The organism is Vibrio algivorus, assembly GCF_030161215.1.
Lineage (GTDB): Bacteria > Pseudomonadota > Gammaproteobacteria > Enterobacterales > Vibrionaceae > Vibrio > Vibrio algivorus.
In genome coordinates this window covers 155296-176115 of record NZ_BSPV01000001.1, presented here as the reverse complement: position 1 = coordinate 176115, position 20820 = coordinate 155296, and the positions used below count along the sequence as shown (strand labels likewise).

Below are 20820 nucleotides of genomic sequence, written 5' to 3'. Positions count from 1 at the left end.
ATTATTTATGAATTCCTGCTATTGTATATAAACAAAATAAAACATTCATAAAACTATTTCTTTTGAACCTGTTCACTCGACGTATATAGTTTAGCCTATTGAATAAATTTGAACTTATCCCATAAAATAATTCATTAGCTTCTTGTCTTATTTCCTTATCCTCGGTTAGCTGCAGTACTGCTCTAAATTCTTTAATATTTGCTCTTTGATTATCTAAACCAAATCTGTGTGTGATAAAAGAGTTGACTTTTGAAAAAATATTCACCTTAGCTCCAACAACATTGTTCGCGTGTTGTCTATATAGGATACCTGCATAATCATCATGTTTATGTATAACAGTTCTGTTAATTGACGCTATTTTAATAAACAAGCTATCGTGCATAATTACATCTGAGGCTTGAATATTATCTAGTACCTTAAGAGCAAGGGTACGAAATTTATCATTAAATGCCATAGTACACCCCGTACCAACGGCTTCTACTAATGAATTTTCATAGTTAAGATTAGAATATTCATTTATCAACTTAAGGAAATTGAGTTCATGATCAACTACTTTCAAAGCAGACGAATATAACGCAGGCTCAGTAGTTGACAAAAACTGACAAGCTCTCTCAACTTTATCTTCTAACCAAACATCATCTTGATCACAAAAGAAATATGCTTCATAGCCCTTAACACGAGTAACTAAATCGAAAAAACTCTTAATAACACCTACATTAGGACTAGGAAATATTTGAACAGATTCATACTCTTCTAGAATAGATAAGGTCGCATCCGATGAACCATCATCTCGCACAAAAACGTCTATATTAGCGCTAGATTTTTGATTAAAGATAGAGTCAAGTTCATCTTTTAGATATTGCTCACCATTATAAGTGGACAATAAAATGGCTACCTTTTTAATCAAACCAACCCCTTAATTTTTCTCTTTATCCAAGAAAGTATACAACTTTTTCTCAATGCGAACTTCAACTCATGAAAATTGCGACAAGACAACATTCCGATTGTATCAAATCTAAAGTCGCTTTTCTTGAATAAGTAATCTACAAATGAGGCTGAAAAAGTATCAAGATACACACTCTTATTTGATTTCATTAGAGCCATAAGGGCTATTTGATGAGATTGATTATTAGAAACTCGCACTAATTGATCATGATACATTATATAAGATTTGTTACTAAGTCTTAAACCATTTCCCATCTTATTTGACAAACGAATCCAACAATCCCAATCTTGATATTTTTTCAGAGACTCATCAAAACCACCAATACTTCGTAGGTATTCTAACTTGGTGAAAATTTGATTTGAGCAAATGTTTTCTAAAAGTAACTGCTTTAAAGTAATTACCTTAGGCTGATCTGATTTATAAAATTGAGAGCATGAGCCATCCTCGGAGATTTCTAGAAAATTATCGCATAAAAACGCATAATGATCGTCCCAAGACTCAACAAACCTTTGTACACGACACTCCAAAAACTCATCATCATCATCCAAGCCTGTTATAAATTCACCTTTCGCTCTTTTAATTGCCAAGTTTCTAGCATGATTTGCTCCCTTTGGAACGTCACTTCTAATAAAGCGAAGATTAGAGTATTGCTTGACAAGCTGCTCCATCAATTCCTTCGTACCATCACTCGAACCATCATCTGAGACTATTATTTCAATATTCTGATACGTTTGATTTAACACCGAGTCAATCGCTCGCTTTAATTTCACTCCGCGATTATGTGTTGTAATATAAACACTTACTAAAGTTTCAGTACAATTAGCATTCATATTCCAACTCTATAAATTGTTTAATAGAAATCCCTACTTGATCTTTACCTGATAATATTGGAGCAGAACCTCCTATAGGCCAGTCTATATCTAAAGTATTATCATCCCAAGCAATCGTAATTTCAGCGTGTGGATTGTAGTAATCGGTGCATTTATAAACAAATTCAGCTTCTTCTGAAATAACAAGAAAACCATGAGCGAACCCCTCTGGGATCCAGAGTTGACGCTTATTTTCTGAAGACAAATATACCCCTACCCATTGACCAAATGTTACAGACTCTTTTCTTAAATCGACAGCCACATCAAATACTTCACCCGATGTAACTCTTACTAACTTACCTTGAGTATTTTCAACTTGAATATGTAGGCCTCGTAAAATACCTTTTTTAGATTTTGAATGATTATCTTGAACAAAATTCGTTGCTCGACCGGTTACCAACTCTTCAAACTTACTCTGTTGCCAAGTTTCCATGAAAAAGCCACGCTCATCACCGAAGATAGCAGGCTCGATAATTTTCACATCAGCAATTTTGGTATCGATAACTTTCATTTAATAGTCCAAATACTTCTCTAGGGTCTGTAGCTCTTCTTTCCATTGGCTAGCTTTTATACCAAATATAGATTGAATCTTTTCACAGCATAATTTTGAGTTCATTGGGCGAGTGGCTTTAGTGGGATATTCTGCCGACGTAATGTCTAGTACTGAAATGTGCCCTAATATCCTCTGTTTCTCTGCCATATTAAAAATTGATTTGGCAAATTGCGCCCAACTAACATAAGGCTCCCCAGAGAAATGATAAATACCAAAAATGTTCAGGTCTTCACTATGCAACACAGAATTTACCATCGTAATAATTGCATCAGCAATATCTCCAGCATAAGTAGGACTACCGACTTGATCCGCTACTACCGATAAAGAATCTCTAGTCTTTGCGGCTCGAAGAATGGTTTTAAGAAAATTATTTCCGTACTCACTAAAAACCCAAGACGTACGCAGTATAAAAGTCTTTCGATTTAGTTTTAGAGCGGCGGCCTCACCGGCTAACTTACTTTTCCCATACACTCCTAATGGAACTGGTAAGTCCGTTTCCTTATAAGGCGATTTAGAAGTTCCATCAAAAACATAGTCCGTTGATATATGAAAAAATATTGCCCCCACCAAATCACTCGCTTCCGCAAGGTATGCTGGTCCCATCTTATTGACACTAAATGCGACATCTATTTCATCTTCAGCTTTATCAACTGCGTTGTAGGCAGATGCATTAATAACCACATCGGGTTTATACAGTGAAACAAGAGAAATAACTTTATCCTTATCTGTTACATCCAGCTTATATCGATCAAGTGCATTCAGATCACATTTTCCTTCAAGTTTCTGAACCAAGCTTTTGCCAACTTGTCCATTGGCACCTATCAATAAAACTCTCACTTCTAATCCTCTTCAGCAATTCGTTTTAAATATTGCCCGTAGTCATTTTTCATCATAGGCTTCGCTAATTCCAACAGCTGTTCTTTAGTTAGCCAACCATTTCGATATGCAATTTCTTCTAAACAAGCCACTTTGAGACCCTGCACATGCTCAATGGTTTGAACAAATGAAGAAGCCTCGTGAAGGCTTTCATGAGTACCAGTATCAAGCCACGCAAACCCTCTTCCAAGCAATTCAACATTAAGAGTATTATCTTGGAGATACATATCATTAAGGGCTGTTATTTCTAGTTCACCACGCTCAGACGGTTTCACTTTTCTAGCAAAATCAACAACTCTATTATCATAAAAATACAGACCAGTGACTGCATAATTTGACTTAGGTTCGAGTGGTTTCTCCTCAATAGAAATCGCCTTCATGTTTTTATCAAACTCAACAACACCAAAGCGCTCAGGATCTTTGACTTGGTAGCCGAACACTGTAGCGCCATTTTCTCTAACTGAGGCCTCTTTCAATGCTTCAGTAAATCTCTGTCCATAGAAAATATTATCCCCTAAAATCAAACAACACTTGTCATCACCAATAAACTTCTCACCGATGACAAAAGCTTGTGCTAACCCTTCGGGATTCGGTTGGACCTCATATTTAAGATTAATGCCAAAGTCTTTACCATCACCGAGCAAGCGCTGAAAGCTTGACTGATCTTCTGGAGTGGTTATGAGCAATATATCTCGAATGTCGGCCAACATTAATACAGAGATTGGATAATAAATCATAGGTTTATCGTAAAGAGGTAACAATTGTTTTGACACCCCTCTAGTAATAGGGTACAAGCGGGTTCCCGCACCTCCAGCTAAAACTATTCCTTTCATATTATTGCTTCCCAGTACCTAGTCGCTCACCAGCATAAGAGCCATCTAAGACACGAGACCACCAAGCTTTATTTTGTAAAAACCACTCAACAGTTTTTTTTATTCCTGACTCAAACGTTTCTTCAGGTTTCCAACCAAGATCTCGTTCGATCTTCCCTGCATCTATAGCATAACGAACATCATGACCTGGTCGATCGGCAACATGAACAATAAGATCAGCGTACTTCTCAACACCCTTTGGCTTTTCAGGCACTAACTCGTCAAGTAGTTGGCAAATAATTTTTACAACCTCAATATTGGCTTTTTCGTTATGTCCACCAACGTTATAAGTTTCTCCAACCTCACCCTTTGTAATAACACAATAAAGAGCACGAGCATGATCTTCTACATACAACCAATCTCGGATCTGAAGTCCATTACCGTAAACAGGTAAATCCTTCCCATCTAAAGCGTTTAAGATCATTAATGGAATCAATTTCTCAGGAAAATGATAAGGCCCATAGTTGTTCGAACAGTTCGTAACTATTGTTGGCAAACTAAAGGTTCTGTTCCAAGCTCTTACCAAATGATCACTGGAAGCTTTTGATGCTGAATAAGGACTGGAAGGCTCATAGCGAGTTTCTTCATTAAATAACATATTTGTATCTTCGAGGTCTCCATATACTTCATCAGTAGAAATATGATGGAATCGGAACTTAGACTTATCTGACAATCTAGCACAATAGCAACGTGATGCTTCCAGAAGGGTATATGTGCCTAGAATGTTAGTTTCAATAAACGACATAGGACTATCAATAGACCTATCAACATGAGATTCTGCGGCTAAGTGCATCACAGCATCAGGCTTGTGTTGTTCAAAGACTCGATCTAATTCTGCACGATCGCAGATATCTACCTTTTCGAATACGTAGCGGTCACTATTTTCAATATCTGCTAACGACTCTAAATTACCAGCATAAGTGAGCTTATCTACATTAACCACAGAGTCGTTGGTCTCTCCGATAACGTATCGAATCAGTGCCGAGCCTATAAACCCTGCACCACCGGTTACAAGAATCTTCATTTTTTCCCTTTATTCGATTGATAACACTCAACAACCTCAACGATCAATTCCCAGAGGTTTTCTGTTTCTAACTTAAACTTTTGTGCGCAATCAGTAACTTTGGATTTCAAACAGCTTTCTGAAAGAATAGAATATTCAACAATTTTCTTAAGCTCTTCATTACTCATATCAGGTGACAGCAACAAATCTTGTGCACTATAAGAATCATACAAGCAATTATACTTATGACTCCAACTAGTTCCCAAGCAAGGGATTCCGTTTGACAACGCACTAATACAACCATGAAAACGAGAACAAAATACTGCAGAGGCTTGTGAAATAGCGCCTTTCACCTCTAACGGATCTGAATATTCAAGTACTGGTAAAGGAATCTCTAATTGAGCATTGATTTTATCGATAAGAGCACGATCATCAGGACCTTCATGGTTCAAGAAATATGGCGAAAGGCCACATTTTTTATAAAGTCCGATGATTTGCTTCACAATACGCTCATAGTTTTCAGCCCACCCCTTCACAGAATTCTTTTTACTCACCATATTCTTGTTTACTATAATACAAGCTGCATTGACTCTAGGAATATCCTCTGGGATCTTGCCAGAAATTGCATTGGTAAAATCACCATAGATCTTAAGATTATCTGTCTCACCAAAAATTTCAGATAAGTACTCATAAGTTTGAGACTCTCGAGCGCAAACCAAAGCCGCCTTGGGAAAACTGTCACGAATTTGTTTTCTCACCTTTTCTTGACTGAATGGCCCCATGGCTTGAGGCATAAAAATATATGGTTTACCATGCTTTGCGTAACGGTTAATTTCACCGGCTAAATGGCGAACAGTGATTTTTGGGGACCATTGATCTGAGTATGCAAAGCCCGATGCATCAATCACTACATCTATATCAGCTTCCGTCACTACCCCCCATTTTCTCAAGAGTCGCTTAACACTATTTGGGAACATATACGTAAGTTCGTTCAGATCAAAATAAAGTTTACGGAAACTAAACTTTTGCCATGCACCAATACTAGCTCGTTGTTGATAACTCGCATTTACAGTAGGAAGCATAGCTATCTCTGCTTCTGGCCAATAGCGCTCTACCCGCTCAATAATAACCCTAAGCATTAGTTCAGCACCTTTGTTCTCGAACTCGACGCCCTTCAATTCAATTATCATTTACTAAATATCCTGTTTCAACAAATCTATGCCTTTCTTTTGAGAGAAAGGAATTTTGCCACTTTTATCTGCATAACCAACAGCAATCAACATTATAGGTCTAATATGTTTAGACAAACCGAGGCGGTCTTCCATTTTCTGTTCCAAATGCTCTATATCCGGCCAGTTTACGATACAAGAACTGACCTCCATAGTCTCTAAAGCTAATACTAATTGCATACTAGCTAATGAGGCATCTATATATATTACGTGACGATCTCTTTCATAGGGGTAGCATGAAAGATCACCCGTAACTACTATAACACTCTGAAAGTTACTCGAGAATCCTGCAGTTCCCATAGGAATAGCACCAACCTCTTTGGCAACTTTTTTATCTGTAGTTGTATAAAACTTAAAAGGCTGCCTATTACAAGCACTGGGAGCCAAGCTAGCGGCTCTTATCGCTTTATTTATTATTTCTTCAGGCACAGGGGTTTGTTGAAACCATCTTACCGATCGCCTCTGCTTAAAAAGCATAAGTAACTGATTGTATGAAACCCCTGATGTCTCGTTATCCTCTCTGAAGTATGGAGAGTAACTACCCTTGTTAGGTTGATAAATATCATGTTCAAAACTAATTACAGTATCTTTAATGGCTTTCTCATACTTTCTTCTTAATTCATCAACCAACTTTGAAGTGCCAATATCAATGGTTTCAAAGTACTCAGATAAAACATCTGTCGCCCACTTCAATTCTTGATGAGAAACCTTGTTTACTTCTACTTCTTTTACATAAGCGTGAACTGTCTCTTCAATGAAACCCAATCCAAAAACAGATCTCCTAGGTCTCATTATCAAACCTTTTTCAATACGATGAATGTTACGCCTTAATAAGACATTCGATTTATTACTATCTTGTATTGCACTCTCATATTGTAAGCGTCCATTCAGTACGCTTTGATTTTCACGTCTAAAACTCTTGTTAAACAGAAAGTAGTAAGCTGACGAGAGAAAAGCAGATTTTGAACAACACTTTGCAATCTTAAAGTTAATTCTGTTAAGGTATGTTTTAACACTCGATCTCAAATCTTGAGGCAGCGCTCTCTTCAAAATAATTTTCATTTCGTTCTCAGTATAAAATTACTTAAATTTCAAAAATCTTATTGGATAAACCATGGAATTAATCATTATAATAGCTATGGGCCTTGTCTGCTTAAAGGCAAGAAAAACAAAAAAAGATGCACACGCATAGCTTATAAGAGTTGCAAGTGCGGCCCCAACAGGTCCATAAAGAGGTATCAAAATCCAGTTTATGGCAACGTTGATTACAGCTCCTGCGAATTGTGTGATAAATGAAAACTTAAGGAGGTTCTCAACAAGTATCCATTTGCTGACTAAAGCTCGCATAAAGATAAATACACCGGCCCAAATATGGACAACTAATACTGATGAAGAGTCTGCATAATTACTACCGAAGGCAATATTGACAATAGAGTTGGAGAACAAAGTAATTACCAATGCCAAGATAAAAGCCAAACCAAAAAGAAGATCACACAATTTCTGTAATGAATTTTGATAAGATATTTTGCTTAGATTCTTGTTATTAAGTAGAGATGGGAAATAAGATGTAACGATTGCCACTGGAACAAAATACCAAACTTCGGATAAACGTGCGGCAACGGAATAAATACCCACAGCTGAATCATTAACCAAATATCCAAGCATTATCTGATCAATTTTCAAATAAACTACAGCAGCAATACCAGATAACAATAACATCCATGATTGTTTAATCAATCTTGTAGACTCTGTCTTACAAAATTTTAACGATTCCCTACTTTTTCTCTTTACTAAATAAATAAAATACATGGATAAAGATAATGTCGCTAACTCTAGCGCAAAGACGATAATAAAAAAGTCAAGATTGTTATCTAAATAAATGCCGACTAATTTAATTGCGGAGAAAGTTAACCGAATAACCGTGCGAATTTTGGCAGCTAATTGGTTCAACATTTCTGCATTAACCCAAAACTCAAACACACCAAAAGAGGTAAAGAAATTAGCAAACAATAGTAAGAGAAATTCAGTTTGAAAATTTGGATCAATGAATACACTAGAAGCAAGATACATTGTACCAATAAGAATTAATGAAATTGTCAATCGTATACTCAGTGAACTGCCGAGAATAGTAACTGTATCTTGTTTTCGATTAAGTAATTCACGAGTTATAATACTGTTGAGACCAAATGCAGTAAAAGGACCTAGTAATGTCACTATCGAGATGAGATAGTTATACTGACCAAAGGCACTAGGTAACAAATGCCTTGCTAATAGTGCAGTTACAAGAAAAGATGCCCCCAACACGAACACTTTCTCAAACAATAACCATATGACGCTTTTTTTTGCAGACAATTTCAATTCCAAATTAATTATAATAAAAAGATAAATGAAAATTAACTATAGCTAAAGGAGTTTCCTTTAAGCTTTAACTCCAACATCTAAAATAGAAAACTGAAATATTAATACCTTTTCAGAAGATAACTCCCTTAAAAATAAAACTACTTAATGACAGTCTGAAAATAGCATATTTTAGATATAGACACCTCATACCTAATATTTTCATCATTTAGAGTTACTCTTAAAGCCACGAAATTTCGTTGTTATTTTCCAAACATTAGAAAGCAATAAAGTATATATAACAAAACATATGATAAATAAGTAAAACATGACATACTCAGGAATACCAATAATTTCACCATAAATCCCAAAAGCTGCAAATAAAATAGCAATCAAACAAATAATACAAAGAGTATAATGTGAATTTAAGCCTAACCTCTGGAATATATGATGTAGATGTTCTCGATCAGGTTTAAACGGTGAACTTCCTCTGCGAATGCGTCGAATCATAATAGCTGCCATATCGATTAGTGGCACAGCTATTAACCATAAAGCCGTAACGGGCCTAAGTGGAGGCTTTGTTCCATTTTGACTGGCAACTAACAAAAACCAAATTACAGTAAAACCAATCACCATACTGCCCGCATCTCCCATAAATATTTTGCGTTTTCGGCCAAAAACACCTAAATTAAGCAATATGTAAGGCAGGATAATGACAACCAACACCAAACAAAGATAAGAAAGTTTATTCTGTCCATCGTGCAACAACATAAAACCAAGCCCACCAAAAGTGACTATTGACAAGCCACCTAAAAGGCCATCTATTCCGTCCACCATATTGAAAGCATTAATAGCTCCAATAACAGCAAGCACCGTAATCACATGCCCCAAGATACCTAAATCAACGTTACCAAAACCAAAAACATTACCTATAGTATGTAAATGTAGATTAGCAACTTGCATCACCACTACAGATAGTAGTGCTTGTACAGCAAAACGTAACTTAAAACTAATATCATACTTATCATCTAAGACGCCAACAAAGACTAAAATAAGAACTGACAGAGCATAGAGCTCGACTTGATAAAGAAGCGTAGCGTTATTAAATAAAAAATATAAAAAAGTAACCGTTATCGATATACCTCCTACCAAAGGAATTGCTCCATCGTGTAGCTTGCGTGCGTTAGGTTTATCGACCAAGTCGATTTTTTTTGCCCATTTTCTTAAAATAAAAAGAATTGATAATGAGATAAAAAAAGTAAAAATCAACTCAATGATATATGACATGAAAAACCTTAGTAATAGAACTCATTGAAAAATCTAGTGATGTAAAATGACAATTATTATATTAAATACAAATTTCAACAATTAAAAAACCGGTTACCCATATGAATACTACAGGACAACAGACTTAGAACCTCATCCCATTAATTTACACACTCATATAATACATTTAAACATTTAAATATTGAATAATTTAAAAACACAAACATAATCATCGCTCTTGCTGAAACAACTCCAAACACCTAATTCATACAATAGCAAATAACAATTCCCTCTAATCATTTACTTTTAAATCTTACATTAGACACTTAATATATTGGTTCAACCAACAATTAAACCCCTTTAAAAGACTTCTCTCTTATCAATTAAAACTTTTCTTTATTAAATAAAAATCGTACCAATACTAACCCACAACCAATCATACCACCAAGCAATAAGCTCAGTAACGCAATTAAAGCTCTCTTCGGCTTATCCCTAGAAATTTCTCTTTCAGGTTGATCTAGATAACGGTAAGCTAAAAACTTCACATTATTATCAATTCCAAGTTGCTCAATTTGTTGCAACTTGGAGTTTAACTGCTCTAATCGTGGCTCAATAACACTAAGATTTTTTACCTTAGTAAGCGCATCGAGTTTAGCTTTAATGGCATCAGAGCCTAAGTTGATGGCAAAAATTTCTTTTTCACCAAAATTTTGTAGTGGTTTAGCTACGCCAGCTGCTTGTGCAATACTTAATGCATATTCACTACGCTCTTTTTCTACCAACAAACGTTGTTCTGCTTGCTTACTTAACATGACTAATTGCTGCTTTAACTCATATTTTTTAGATTTAATCATCGCAGCTAAGTTATTTAATGTTTTGTTGTGAACTTTTGCATCTACAAATGAAATATAGTTATTAAGCATGTTAAAGCTATCCTGTGATGTTTCTGCACTCACAGTAATAATATAAGCGCCATCGATTCGCTTAGAGTCTTCAGGTTTGATAGTAAGCATCTGATACCAATTACTGTAAAGCCTACGTAAAGCATCTTCATTTTCAGGGTTTTCTAATAATGCTTTATTTTTTTGGAATACTACTGAATTTTCTAAAAAAGCTTTCTTGTTACTTGAAGAGTTAAATTCATCAATGAATAAGTCATAAAGTTTTTCTTCATCTGCCAGTTTATCTAACGCTTTACTGATTAAGATCGTACCGTCTTCTTGGTACACATCAAAAATCGGTTGGAATTGCATAACCTGATTTTGATATTCACTGTAATCACTAAGTTGTGGTTTTGATATTTTAGCGGTTGATGACCACTGCTCTTTTGCTGTTAATGCATAAGCGATCGCTAGTACAGTACAAATAATCGTGCAAGCAATAATAATCCACTTTCCTTGCCATAACGCAGCAAACAATTGGCGTAAATCGATCTCATCATCTTGCGGTTGTTGATAGTAATAATGCGGCGGCAATTGCGGTTGCTGCGCAGATTGATGCTGCGGCAATTGCGGTTGCTGCGCAGATTGATGCTGCGACGGTGAAGAAGGTGACTGTGGCTGGCTCACATGAACTCCTGAAAATTGATACGCTACCGCCCAGAGGTTAGACGCATCCCCAAGGCGTTATTCCAAAAAGAAAGTAAAAAATGTGCGCGGATTCTACCACTAAGCTCACACTTTCGCGAGCTTAGTGAGGACAAATCTTAGTCAATACCGCGTTCTTAGTTGTGATACATACATAACATTTATAAATAAAAACAGTTAACTACATCGAAAGCATGGTTGGTTGCGCGAACTTTACACATTGTACACGTTATTCTGTATTCTCATTTTCCATTAATGAGTGATTATCAGCATGACTTCAAAATTATTCCAACTTCATGATCAGCATGACTATTATCTTATCCACCATGGCGCAAAAGATACGGTAACCGGCTCTTGCCATGAATTGCGAATAGGAGGCCTAAGTCTGCTCGTCGATTGCGGCTTATTCCAAGGTAAAGATAGTCAACCACTTCCGATTGAGTTTCCAATCGACCATATTGACGCTTTACTTATTATTCATGCGCACATTGATCATATTGGTCGCCTACCTTGGTTACTGGCAGCCGGATTTAATAAACCGATTTATTGCACCCAAGCAACTGCCGAACTCATTCCTCTAATGTTAGATGATGGATTGAAATTGCAGCTAGGTTTAAATCAAAAACAGCGTGAAAAAGTACTTAATCATATCAAAAAGTTGATTGTGCCTTTGGAATACGGAAAAAGACAAAGTATCGAGTTGCGTGATCGCTTCGCTCCGTGTTGCGAGGAAAAGCAAAAAGACAAAAACAAAAAAGCAGGTGCAAAAGCCTAAAAGGCTTTATTTTCTACTCGAGACACGTTACTCGAAACACGCAACAGTCTTTCTATCCGTTTCCAACCTGCTGGGCATATTCTTGGTTCGGCTTATATTGAAATCACGCTACCAAATGATGAAGTGATCGTGTTCTCTGGTGACTTAGGCCCGCGTAATACGCCTCTGCTGCCCGATCCTATTTCGCCGAAACGTGCTGATTATTTAGTAATTGAAACTACCTATGGCAATAAGCAACACGATGATATTGCGACTCGCTCTCGGCGCTTAGAAACGATTGTAGAAAAAGCATTAAGAGATGGTGGCGTTATTCTTATTCCGGCGTTTAGTGTGGGCCGAACTCAGGAGTTGTTGTTTAATATTGAGCGACTTATCGAACATAGCATTGAAACGGAATCAACCGACGACGATTATTGGCAGCAACTACCGATTATTCTGGATTCACCATTGGCTATCGAAGTCACCGACCAATATATGAAATTTCAAGAACTTTGGGACAAGGAAGCGCAACAAGGTTTGGCTATTGGTAGAAAGCGCCATCCCTTAGCTTTTGAACAGTTTGTAACCGTTGATTCTCATAAAGATCATATGAGATTAGTAAACCGCCTTGCTTCAACTAATGAACCCGCGATTGTAGTAGCTGCCAGTGGTATGTGTAATGGTGGTCGGATTATGAATTATTTAGAAGCACTACTTCCCGATAAACGCACTGATGTCATTCTAGCGGGCTATCAAGCTCAAGGTACACTAGGTCGAGAGCTGCAAGATGGACACAGTTATGTTGAAATTGATGGCGATCAAGTAGAAGTAAAGGCTCACATTCATTCTATGTCGGGTTATTCAGCCCATGCGGATCGGGAAGATTTGCTGGCGTTCATTGATGGGATCGACTCGGACATTAAGCAGATTCATTTGATTCATTTGATTCATGGGGAGCCGCAGGTTAAGGCTGAGTTTGCTGAAATTATAGCACACCAAAGTGAGGCAACGGTTGTGATTTAGTGTTGCGTGTTGCGTGTTGCGTGTTGCGTGTTGCGTGTTGCGTGTTGCGTGTTGCGTGTTGCGTGTTGCGTGTTGCGTGTTGCGTGTTGCGTGTTGCGTGTTGCGTGTTGCGTGTTGCGTGTTGCGTTAAGGATTATGTTTTCTCAATTTATTATGTCAATAAAAGTGCCTCCTAATTATGAAATATGAAGATCTGAAAGTCTGGAAACTTAGTATCAATCTTAGTTGTCATATTTATCAACTAATGAAAACTAATAAGGATTTTGGTTTTAAAGATCAAATATGTAGAAGTGCCGTATCTATACCTAGCAATATCGCAGAGGGATGTGAACGAATACATATAAAGGAAACCATCAATTTCCTATCTATTGCAAAGGGCTCTGTTGGTGAATTAAAAACTCAGATCATTATCGGCCAGAAAATCAGATACCTTCCCCATGAAAACGCTGAGTCCCTCAAGCGAGAGTGTGATCATATAGGACGAATGCTAGGTTCTTTAATTAAAAGTTTACGAGCTACAAAACTAAATAGTGTTTAGATATAATTCGAATCTATAACAGATCGGTATCGGCATTTTCTTTTTCTCGTAACACGACACACGCTACTCGCAACTGTTCTTATCTTTACCATTTCCTCTCCTAATCAATCTTCTGTTATACTCCACGAGTCTTTGTTTCAAACCTTTAGGAAGTGAATATGATTATCGTTACTGGCGGTGCTGGCATGATTGGCAGCAACATTGTTAAAGCATTAAATCAAGCTGGTTATAACGACATTCTTGTGGTCGACAACCTTAAAAACGGTAAGAAATTCGTAAATTTAGTCGACCTTGATATCACTGACTATATGGATCGAGATGACTTCCTGACTCAAATTATGGCTGGTGATGATTTTGGCCCAATTGACGCTGTTTTCCACGAAGGCGCTTGTTCTGCCACTACTGAGTGGGATGGCAAATACATGATGCTCAACAATTACGAATATTCAAAAGAATTGCTTCACTACTGCGTTGAGCGTCAAATTCCATTCCTTTATGCCTCTTCTGCTGCAACTTATGGCTCACAAGACAAAGAATTTATTGAAGAACGTGAATACGAAGGTGCGCTAAACGTTTACGGCTATTCTAAACAACAATTTGATAACTACGTGCGTCGCCTATGGGCTGATGCTGAAGCTCATGGTGAAAAGCTCTCACAAATTACTGGCTTCCGTTATTTCAATGTTTACGGCCCTCGCGAACAACACAAAGGTAGCATGGCTTCTGTGGCTTTCCATTTAAATAATCAATTACTTGCTGGCGAAAATGCCAAACTCTTTGAAGGTAGCGATGAGTTCAGACGTGACTTCATCTACGTGGGTGATGCTTGTAAAGTGAACCTTTGGTTTATGGAAAACGGTGTGTCTGGCATTTTCAACTGTGGTACTGGCAAAGCCGAACCTTTCCGTGCTGTTGCAGAAGCCGTCGTAAAACATCACGGTAAAGGTACTATCGAGTCGATTCCTTTTCCTGAGCACTTAAAAGGTGCTTATCAAGAATACACACAAGCCAATTTAGATAACTTACGCGCAGCAGGTTGTGATGTTGAGTTTAAAACGGTGGCGGAAGGTGTCGCTGAGTACTTGGCAGAAATCAATAAGTAACTAAAAGAATAAAAAATATTAACCACGAGTAATGCATTATGATTACTCGTTAATTTCTGTAGAGTTGTATGCCTTCTTACCTTAAAAGTTACACACTAAAGTTACTAAATATACTTATTTATTTACCCTTTATATGGTTAGGAACCGGCCTTTGCTTAGTTGAAGGTGGCCGTTCTATTATGACCAAATTAATGGTGATAGCAGTCGTCTCTCTTCTCATTTTATATAAAAAACAAGCCTGGTCTTGGGTATATAAGACTCGCCAACAACTGTATACCTCCACTGCTATACTCTCTTTCGTAGTTTATTTGGCTCTACTACAAGCATATCATGGTGCAGATGAAGGACTGATTCGAACCCTTGGTCTACTCACCCTATATTATTATTTATTCCCTTTACACTTGTTCAATAACCGATGGATAGTAGTCGCACTACTCCTCAATGCCATTGGTTTAGGCTATCTTATTTATCAAAATGCTTACCTAGTTAATGTTAACCGGCTAGTTGTTGATGCAAAATTAATGAACCCTATTCCATTTGCAACCTACTGCATGGTAGCGGCGATTACTCAAATTTACTATGCTATCAAAATACAATCTGTTTATTTAAAAATATTATGCTTGATGGCCTCTATTGTTTCTATCACAGGTATGCTGCTCACCGACACTCGAGGAGTTGCTCTAGCGCTAGCTATTATCGCAGTGCTGATTGTAATAAAATTATTAATATCAAGATCGAAAGCTTTGATTACTATCTCGATATTACTTTTTACCCTGTCAACCATTCTAATTGGTATATTGCTGAAAAATACCTTCATAAATCGATATCATCAAACTCAGTATGAAATACACCAAATTCAAAAAGGTAACTTAAATACTTCTATTGGTATTAGATTTCAAATCTGGAATAGTGGTACTCATACCTTGCTCGAACACCCTTTCATTGGTATAGGCAGTAAGAACTTTCGTCCAGAATTTAAAAAGCACTTTGAGCAAGGAATTATAACTAAAAATATAATGTATTTTAATCCTATGCATTACCATAATCAGTTTATCGATATGGCTGTGAAAAATGGCTTAATAGGGTTAGTTTTATTTTTAGGAATATTTTTTGTTTTTTTACTTAAACAAAGAAAAGTCACCATATATTCACTTTCGAGTGTTTATGTTATTGTGATTTTTATTTGTGGCTTAACAGATGTACCATTTTCTCATCTAAGTATTACCTACTTTTTCATGCTACTGCTTTTATTCTCTAGTAACACAAAGTCAGACTCTTTTGCTAAAAGCTATAATGAATTAAATGTTGATAACAATCGTTGGTAAACCTGTTGATTAGAAAAAGGCAAATAACCTGACTCTGAAATTTGCTCTTTAGAGTCTTCTAACACTTGTTGAATTTTATGAGCAATCACTTGTTCATCATAAGAGTTGATCAAGTATTTAGATAATTCACCAGTCAGAATTTCACTCGGCCCAGAAGGACAATCAACACTCACCACAGGCGTTCCAATAGATAAAGCTTCAATTAAAACTGTAGGTAATCCTTCAAAATCAGAAGTTAATGCTAAAAGGCGAGCTTTACGAATCCAAGGGTATGGATTTTCAACAAAATCATGGAAAAATACTTGTTTTTGTAAACCTAATTTATTCACTTGTCGTTGAATATCAGCTTTTAAATCACCTTCACCTAAAATCATCAACTGCATATTAGAATTATTCAATAAAGAAAATGCATTAACTAAACGATCCAAGCGTTTTTGCTTTTCAATTCTTCCAACAAAAATAATATAGTTATCAGGACAAGGTTCTAGTATCGATTCTTTAGACTTTTTCTGGATGCTATCAAAATCAAAAGGGTTATAAATAGTATGTATTGAACGAAGGTTTTGCTCACCACAACATTTTTTTACAAACTGATTAATACGGTCTGAAACACAAAAAACGTGTTTATTTTTCAATTTTCTTTTTAATTTAAATCGATATTTATATTGCTTAAATATATTTCTTGACAAATATGAATATTCATCGGAATTATGAATGTAAGAGATTAATCGTGGATCATTGAACTTGGAAATCAGCTTAATCGTTTCACTATGTGAGGCGATCAAAAAATCAAAAGAAGGCGATGAGTGATACCAATTCAAAAATGCCTGATTAATTAATTTATTCTTTTCTTTTGAATTATCAGATTTCTGTATTGCTAAAGTGTAAATAGGGACCGTTCCATCAAGTGGCAACTGGATATCTTCAAATAAGGTCACCACCTCTACATCATGTCCATGATCTACCAGTAACTTAGCCATCCTCAAAGTCACAACCTGAACGCCTTCAACTTTCAAATCACGTATCAGAAATTTTATTTTCATTAGTTACTCTTTGTATAACGGGCTTAGTTAAGAAGTATTTTAATCAATCAGTATCTGTTTAGCTTTGTTTTAAAACAGACTTTGTGATTGTCTTACATCCAGCGGTGACTTACAATTTGTTCATGATGTTATTTCGAAGCATTTAACCTGCATGGCTAATCGCTAAGTACCAAAATCTAGGTTAATTAAAATAATTCGAGTGTCATATTGACTCTCAACAAAGTGAACTGGTGGTAATTAATTACATGACTCAACAACGCAATGATTTTGATGAAATTGCCTATAACCCTCAGTTTCAACTTAACTTTTTGGCCCCCAAATACTGGTCAACTTGGCTAGGTATTTTTGTTATTTGCTTAACCAGCTGTTTACCTAAATGTATTCAGTCCTGTATAGCTAAAGGCTTAACCTCAATTGCCATCAGGTTAAAATCAGGGGCAGCCAAACGAGCTCGTATTAATTTAGCAATGTGCTTCCCAGAAAAAACAGAAAAAGAACGAGAAAGTATCCTTGCCCAAATGTATCTCACTTCAGTGATGTTCATGATGAATTTTGCCTCATTAAGCCTTCGTAATAAAAACTGGCTTGAACGTCATACAACAATTCGTGGGTTTGGTAACATTCAAGAGGTTCTTGATGCCGATGAAAAAGTGATATTACTCGTACCCCATACCTGGGCAATTGATATACCTGCCGTTTTATTTGCCTCTAGAGGCTTCCCAGTATCCGCTATGGCGAAAAGCCAAAAAAATCTTTTGGCTGATTGGTTGATGCATAAACAGCGAGTGCAGTACGGTGGTCGAGTCTACGATAGAAGCGCTGGTATCAAACCTTTTATTAAATCTATTAGAAAGGACAACTATTTAGGCTACTACTTGCCTGATGAAGATCTTGGCAAAGAGCATAGCGTTTTTGTTGATTTCTTTGCTACCCAAAAGGCCACTATTTCTGGGTTAGGGCGATTATCTAAACTGAGTAAAGCGAAAATAGTTCCTTTATTCGCTATGTTCAATAGTGAAACTGGTCAGTTTGAACTGGATGTTTATCCTGCACTCCCTTTTCCAACAGGTGATGAATATAGCGATGCTCGAATGATGAATGAATGCATCGAAAGTTATGTCAACGCTCGCCCGGAACAATATATGTGGATTCTTCGCCTGTTAAAAACTCGGCCAAAAGATGGAAAAAACCCTTATAAGTAAAATAAATATCATTAGTGCATTAGTGATATCTTTATCTGCTTTAAAATATTTTATATGCTCAACAGTCAAAGGTTTTTAACTCAATGAATATTCTGATTTTCAGTTCCTATAAAGATTCATGGAATAGTGTTCGTCCTGAAGCAGAAATGTTCATTGAGATGACCAAGTTAGGGCATAATGTGACAATTGTTACACAAGGATATGCTAAGTACATTTCTCGCTTTAAAGAAAATGGCATCAAAATCATCGATTGCTACCCAACAAGAAAAGTATGCTACCGAACCATTAAAACTCTACGTAAAGAGTTATCTTCAACTCATTACGATATCGTTTATGCTATGAACTCTAAAACGATTCCTAATGCTGCATTTGCATGTATAGGTTTTAAAAAGACCAGAATGGTCACTTATCGAGGTACCGTGGGAGGCTTGTATCGACATGATCCTAGTGCTTACTTAACCCACTTACACCCACGTGTTGATGGAATTAGTTGTGTCGCTCAAGCCGTAACCGATGATGTGAAAAAACATGTTTGGATTGACTCAGATAAGGTCGAAACTATCTATAAAGGGCACGATCTCGCTTGGTACCAAGCGAGAGCTATTCCTCGTTTAAAGCTAAACCTTCCGAGTGATGCAATTGTTGCCACTTGCATAGCCAATGCCCGCCCAAGTAAAGGGATTCATGTTTTATTAGAAAGCGCATCCGAGCTATCTGATATCGAAAAATTACATATTTTACTCATTGGCCGTAATATGGATACTGAAGCCAATCTAGCTCTAGCAAAAGCCAGTGGTATGGAAGAGCGTATTCATTTTCTAGGTTACCGAAAAGACGTCCCAGAAATTCTAGCGACTAGTGATATGCAAATTCAACCTTCAATTAGTGGAGAAGGTTTACCTAAAACCATAATAGAGGCAATGGCAATGGCTATTCCTTCTATAGTAACTACCACTGGTGGCAGCAAAGAATTGCTCATTAATGGTGAATCTGGTTATGTCGTTCCGGTTAATAATAGTAATGCTATTGCAGACAAAATACGTTTATTGTGCACGTCAAAAGAAAATCGTCAAAAAATGGGATTACTTGCTCAGCAGCGAATGATTAGTGAATTTTCAGTTCAAAAAACAGCTCAACAACATATCCATTTTTTTCAAACCTTACTCCAACAATGAATAATGGCGTTTTTCTATAATGATAAAAACTCTTAAAGCCCAAAATCGTGCCATTAGGAACAAAATTAAAGCCTGGAAACTGCATCGTATTTCACAAAAGTACGATAAGGATCCTCTTGCTGGAAATCCACCTAACATTGCAAATGTTCGCTCTATCGCCATATTACGCTGGGATAACAAACTCGGTGATGCCATTATGTGTGGTGTTTTTATTCAAGCCTTACAACAATACCGACCAGATATCAAAATCACCCTTATTTCACCTAAATTGTGTGCTGATTGGGTAAAAAAAGCGACTCATTGTGAAATCCTTTTATGTGATAAAAGAAGCCAAAAAACCGCACTCAATTTCAAGCAGTACCAAGGAAGGTTCGATGCTGTTATCGAGCTGGGCAGCAGCTTTGACTTTAAAGAATTGACCGCTCTACATCAGATCGGTGCACCAATTAATATTGGCTATAACAAATCATCCCACCCAATTTTTAATATTAATATTGACTCAAATGCGGTTCATTTTAAAAACCGCTATTTAACGGCAGCTCAGCTGTTTTGTCGAGATGCGCAATTGACAGATGTGACGATTCCAGTCATTCCATTTAGAGAGCAAGTAGCCTTACCGACTCTGTCAAACTCTCACAATATTGCGATCAACCTTTTTGGCTCAAGTAAATACCGCCAATTCTCTGAAGCAGAAGCCATTAAGCTACTTACCTATTGGTTAACAGAATTTTCAAATGATCATCTTTACCTGATGCCTGTTCCTGATAAAGTCCCTGTATTAAAAAGCATCGTTAAGCAAATCAATCACGATAGACTTTCGCTTATCTCTGACACTCCTTCACTTGAGTTAACATTAAAATTACTCTCTGAGGTTGATCTATGCTTTACTCCAGATACATCGGTTGTTCATATGGCTAGTGCCTTAAATACACCGACACTAGCAATTTACGCCGATGATCCTAAAAATTTAAAAGAATGGCACCCTTTATCATCACAATATGAATTGCTATTAAACCCGAAGGCAAAAGATAGTAACGATCGCGTCTATGTTTATGATTTCAAATGGCAAGACTTAAAAGAAAAACGCCTAAAACTTTTACAAAAATAACTGGATTACTTT

General features: G+C 36.7%; 18 protein-coding genes and 1 pseudogene. 7 read left to right on the top strand and 12 right to left on the bottom strand.

Annotation, left to right across the window (positions count from 1 at the left end; genetic code table 11):
• Position 1: 1 nt before the first annotated feature.
• The 11 genes from QQJ93_RS00755 to QQJ93_RS00705 form a co-directional block, all read right to left on the bottom strand.
• The gene (locus tag QQJ93_RS00755) at positions 2–907 is read right to left on the bottom strand and encodes a glycosyltransferase (RefSeq protein ID WP_089124624.1); all 906 of its coding nucleotides are present in this window, start codon (positions 905–907) and stop codon (positions 2–4) included.
• The gene (locus QQJ93_RS00750; protein WP_089124625.1) at positions 904–1776 is read right to left on the bottom strand and encodes a glycosyltransferase family 2 protein; all 873 of its coding nucleotides are present in this window, start codon (positions 1774–1776) and stop codon (positions 904–906) included. The genes QQJ93_RS00755 and QQJ93_RS00750 overlap by 4 nt, the downstream gene beginning before the upstream one ends.
• Positions 1766–2326: a dTDP-4-dehydrorhamnose 3,5-epimerase gene (gene rfbC / locus QQJ93_RS00745; protein WP_089124626.1), complete on the bottom strand. Its 561-nt coding sequence runs from the start codon at positions 2324–2326 to the stop codon at positions 1766–1768. The genes QQJ93_RS00750 and rfbC overlap by 11 nt, the downstream gene beginning before the upstream one ends.
• A complete protein-coding gene (gene rfbD / locus QQJ93_RS00740; RefSeq protein WP_089124627.1) occupies positions 2327–3205 on the bottom strand; it encodes a dTDP-4-dehydrorhamnose reductase in 879 nt (292 codons plus the stop codon).
• Positions 3206–3207: 2 nt separating this feature from the next.
• Entirely contained in the window at positions 3208–4077 is an 870-nt protein-coding gene (gene rfbA / locus QQJ93_RS00735; protein WP_089124628.1) for a glucose-1-phosphate thymidylyltransferase RfbA, read from the bottom strand.
• 1 nt (position 4078) lies between these two features.
• On the bottom strand, positions 4079–5140 hold the full coding sequence (gene rfbB, locus QQJ93_RS00730) for a dTDP-glucose 4,6-dehydratase (RefSeq protein WP_089124629.1): 1062 nt from the start codon (positions 5138–5140) through the stop codon (positions 4079–4081).
• The gene (locus QQJ93_RS00725; RefSeq protein ID WP_089124630.1) at positions 5137–6309 is read right to left on the bottom strand and encodes a polysaccharide pyruvyl transferase family protein; all 1173 of its coding nucleotides are present in this window, start codon (positions 6307–6309) and stop codon (positions 5137–5139) included. The genes rfbB and QQJ93_RS00725 overlap by 4 nt, the downstream gene beginning before the upstream one ends.
• Before the next feature lie 3 nt (positions 6310–6312).
• Positions 6313–7410: a nitroreductase family protein gene (locus QQJ93_RS00720; protein WP_089124631.1), complete on the bottom strand. Its 1098-nt coding sequence runs from the start codon at positions 7408–7410 to the stop codon at positions 6313–6315.
• 18 nt (positions 7411–7428) lie between these two features.
• The gene (locus QQJ93_RS00715) at positions 7429–8700 is read right to left on the bottom strand and encodes a flippase (protein WP_145981758.1); all 1272 of its coding nucleotides are present in this window, start codon (positions 8698–8700) and stop codon (positions 7429–7431) included.
• Positions 8701–8910: 210 nt separating this feature from the next.
• Complete coding sequence (wecA, locus tag QQJ93_RS00710) at positions 8911–9972, bottom strand: UDP-N-acetylglucosamine--undecaprenyl-phosphate N-acetylglucosaminephosphotransferase (RefSeq protein ID WP_089124633.1); 1062 nt, start codon at positions 9970–9972, stop codon at positions 8911–8913.
• A 362-nt stretch (positions 9973–10334) separates the two neighbouring features.
• Entirely contained in the window at positions 10335–11519 is a 1185-nt protein-coding gene (locus QQJ93_RS00705) for an LPS O-antigen chain length determinant protein WzzB (protein ID WP_089124634.1), read from the bottom strand.
• A gap of 289 nt (positions 11520–11808) precedes the next feature.
• On the opposite strand from QQJ93_RS00705, the pseudogene QQJ93_RS00700 reads away from it, so the two are divergent.
• From QQJ93_RS00700 to QQJ93_RS00685, 4 genes and pseudogenes are all read left to right on the top strand, one after another.
• Positions 11809–13314: pseudogene (locus QQJ93_RS00700) on the top strand (MBL fold metallo-hydrolase RNA specificity domain-containing protein).
• Between the two features lie 178 nt (positions 13315–13492).
• Positions 13493–13852 carry a four helix bundle protein gene (locus QQJ93_RS00695; protein ID WP_089124637.1) on the top strand — a complete coding sequence of 120 codons (360 nt, stop codon included), beginning with the start codon at positions 13493–13495 and terminating at the stop codon, positions 13850–13852.
• Positions 13853–14010: 158 nt separating this feature from the next.
• Positions 14011–14955 carry an ADP-glyceromanno-heptose 6-epimerase gene (gene rfaD, locus QQJ93_RS00690; protein ID WP_089124638.1) on the top strand — a complete coding sequence of 315 codons (945 nt, stop codon included), beginning with the start codon at positions 14011–14013 and terminating at the stop codon, positions 14953–14955.
• Positions 14956–15134: 179 nt separating this feature from the next.
• Positions 15135–16280: an O-antigen ligase family protein gene (locus QQJ93_RS00685; RefSeq protein ID WP_160117491.1), complete on the top strand. Its 1146-nt coding sequence runs from the start codon at positions 15135–15137 to the stop codon at positions 16278–16280.
• Here QQJ93_RS00685 and QQJ93_RS00680 read toward each other — a convergent pair.
• Complete coding sequence (locus tag QQJ93_RS00680; protein WP_089124640.1) at positions 16244–17323, bottom strand: glycosyltransferase; 1080 nt, start codon at positions 17321–17323, stop codon at positions 16244–16246. The genes QQJ93_RS00685 and QQJ93_RS00680 overlap by 37 nt on opposite strands.
• A 245-nt stretch (positions 17324–17568) precedes the next feature.
• Between QQJ93_RS00680 and lpxM the strand changes: the two genes are divergently transcribed.
• The 3 genes from lpxM (at position 17569) to QQJ93_RS00665 (ending at position 20808) form a co-directional block, all read left to right on the top strand.
• Positions 17569–18525: a lauroyl-Kdo(2)-lipid IV(A) myristoyltransferase gene (lpxM, locus tag QQJ93_RS00675; protein ID WP_089124641.1), complete on the top strand. Its 957-nt coding sequence runs from the start codon at positions 17569–17571 to the stop codon at positions 18523–18525.
• Between the two features lie 83 nt (positions 18526–18608).
• The gene (locus tag QQJ93_RS00670) at positions 18609–19700 is read left to right on the top strand and encodes a glycosyltransferase family 4 protein (protein ID WP_089124642.1); all 1092 of its coding nucleotides are present in this window, start codon (positions 18609–18611) and stop codon (positions 19698–19700) included.
• 19 nt (positions 19701–19719) lie between these two features.
• Positions 19720–20808: a glycosyltransferase family 9 protein gene (locus tag QQJ93_RS00665; protein ID WP_089124643.1), complete on the top strand. Its 1089-nt coding sequence runs from the start codon at positions 19720–19722 to the stop codon at positions 20806–20808.
• Positions 20809–20820: the final 12 nt, after the last annotated feature.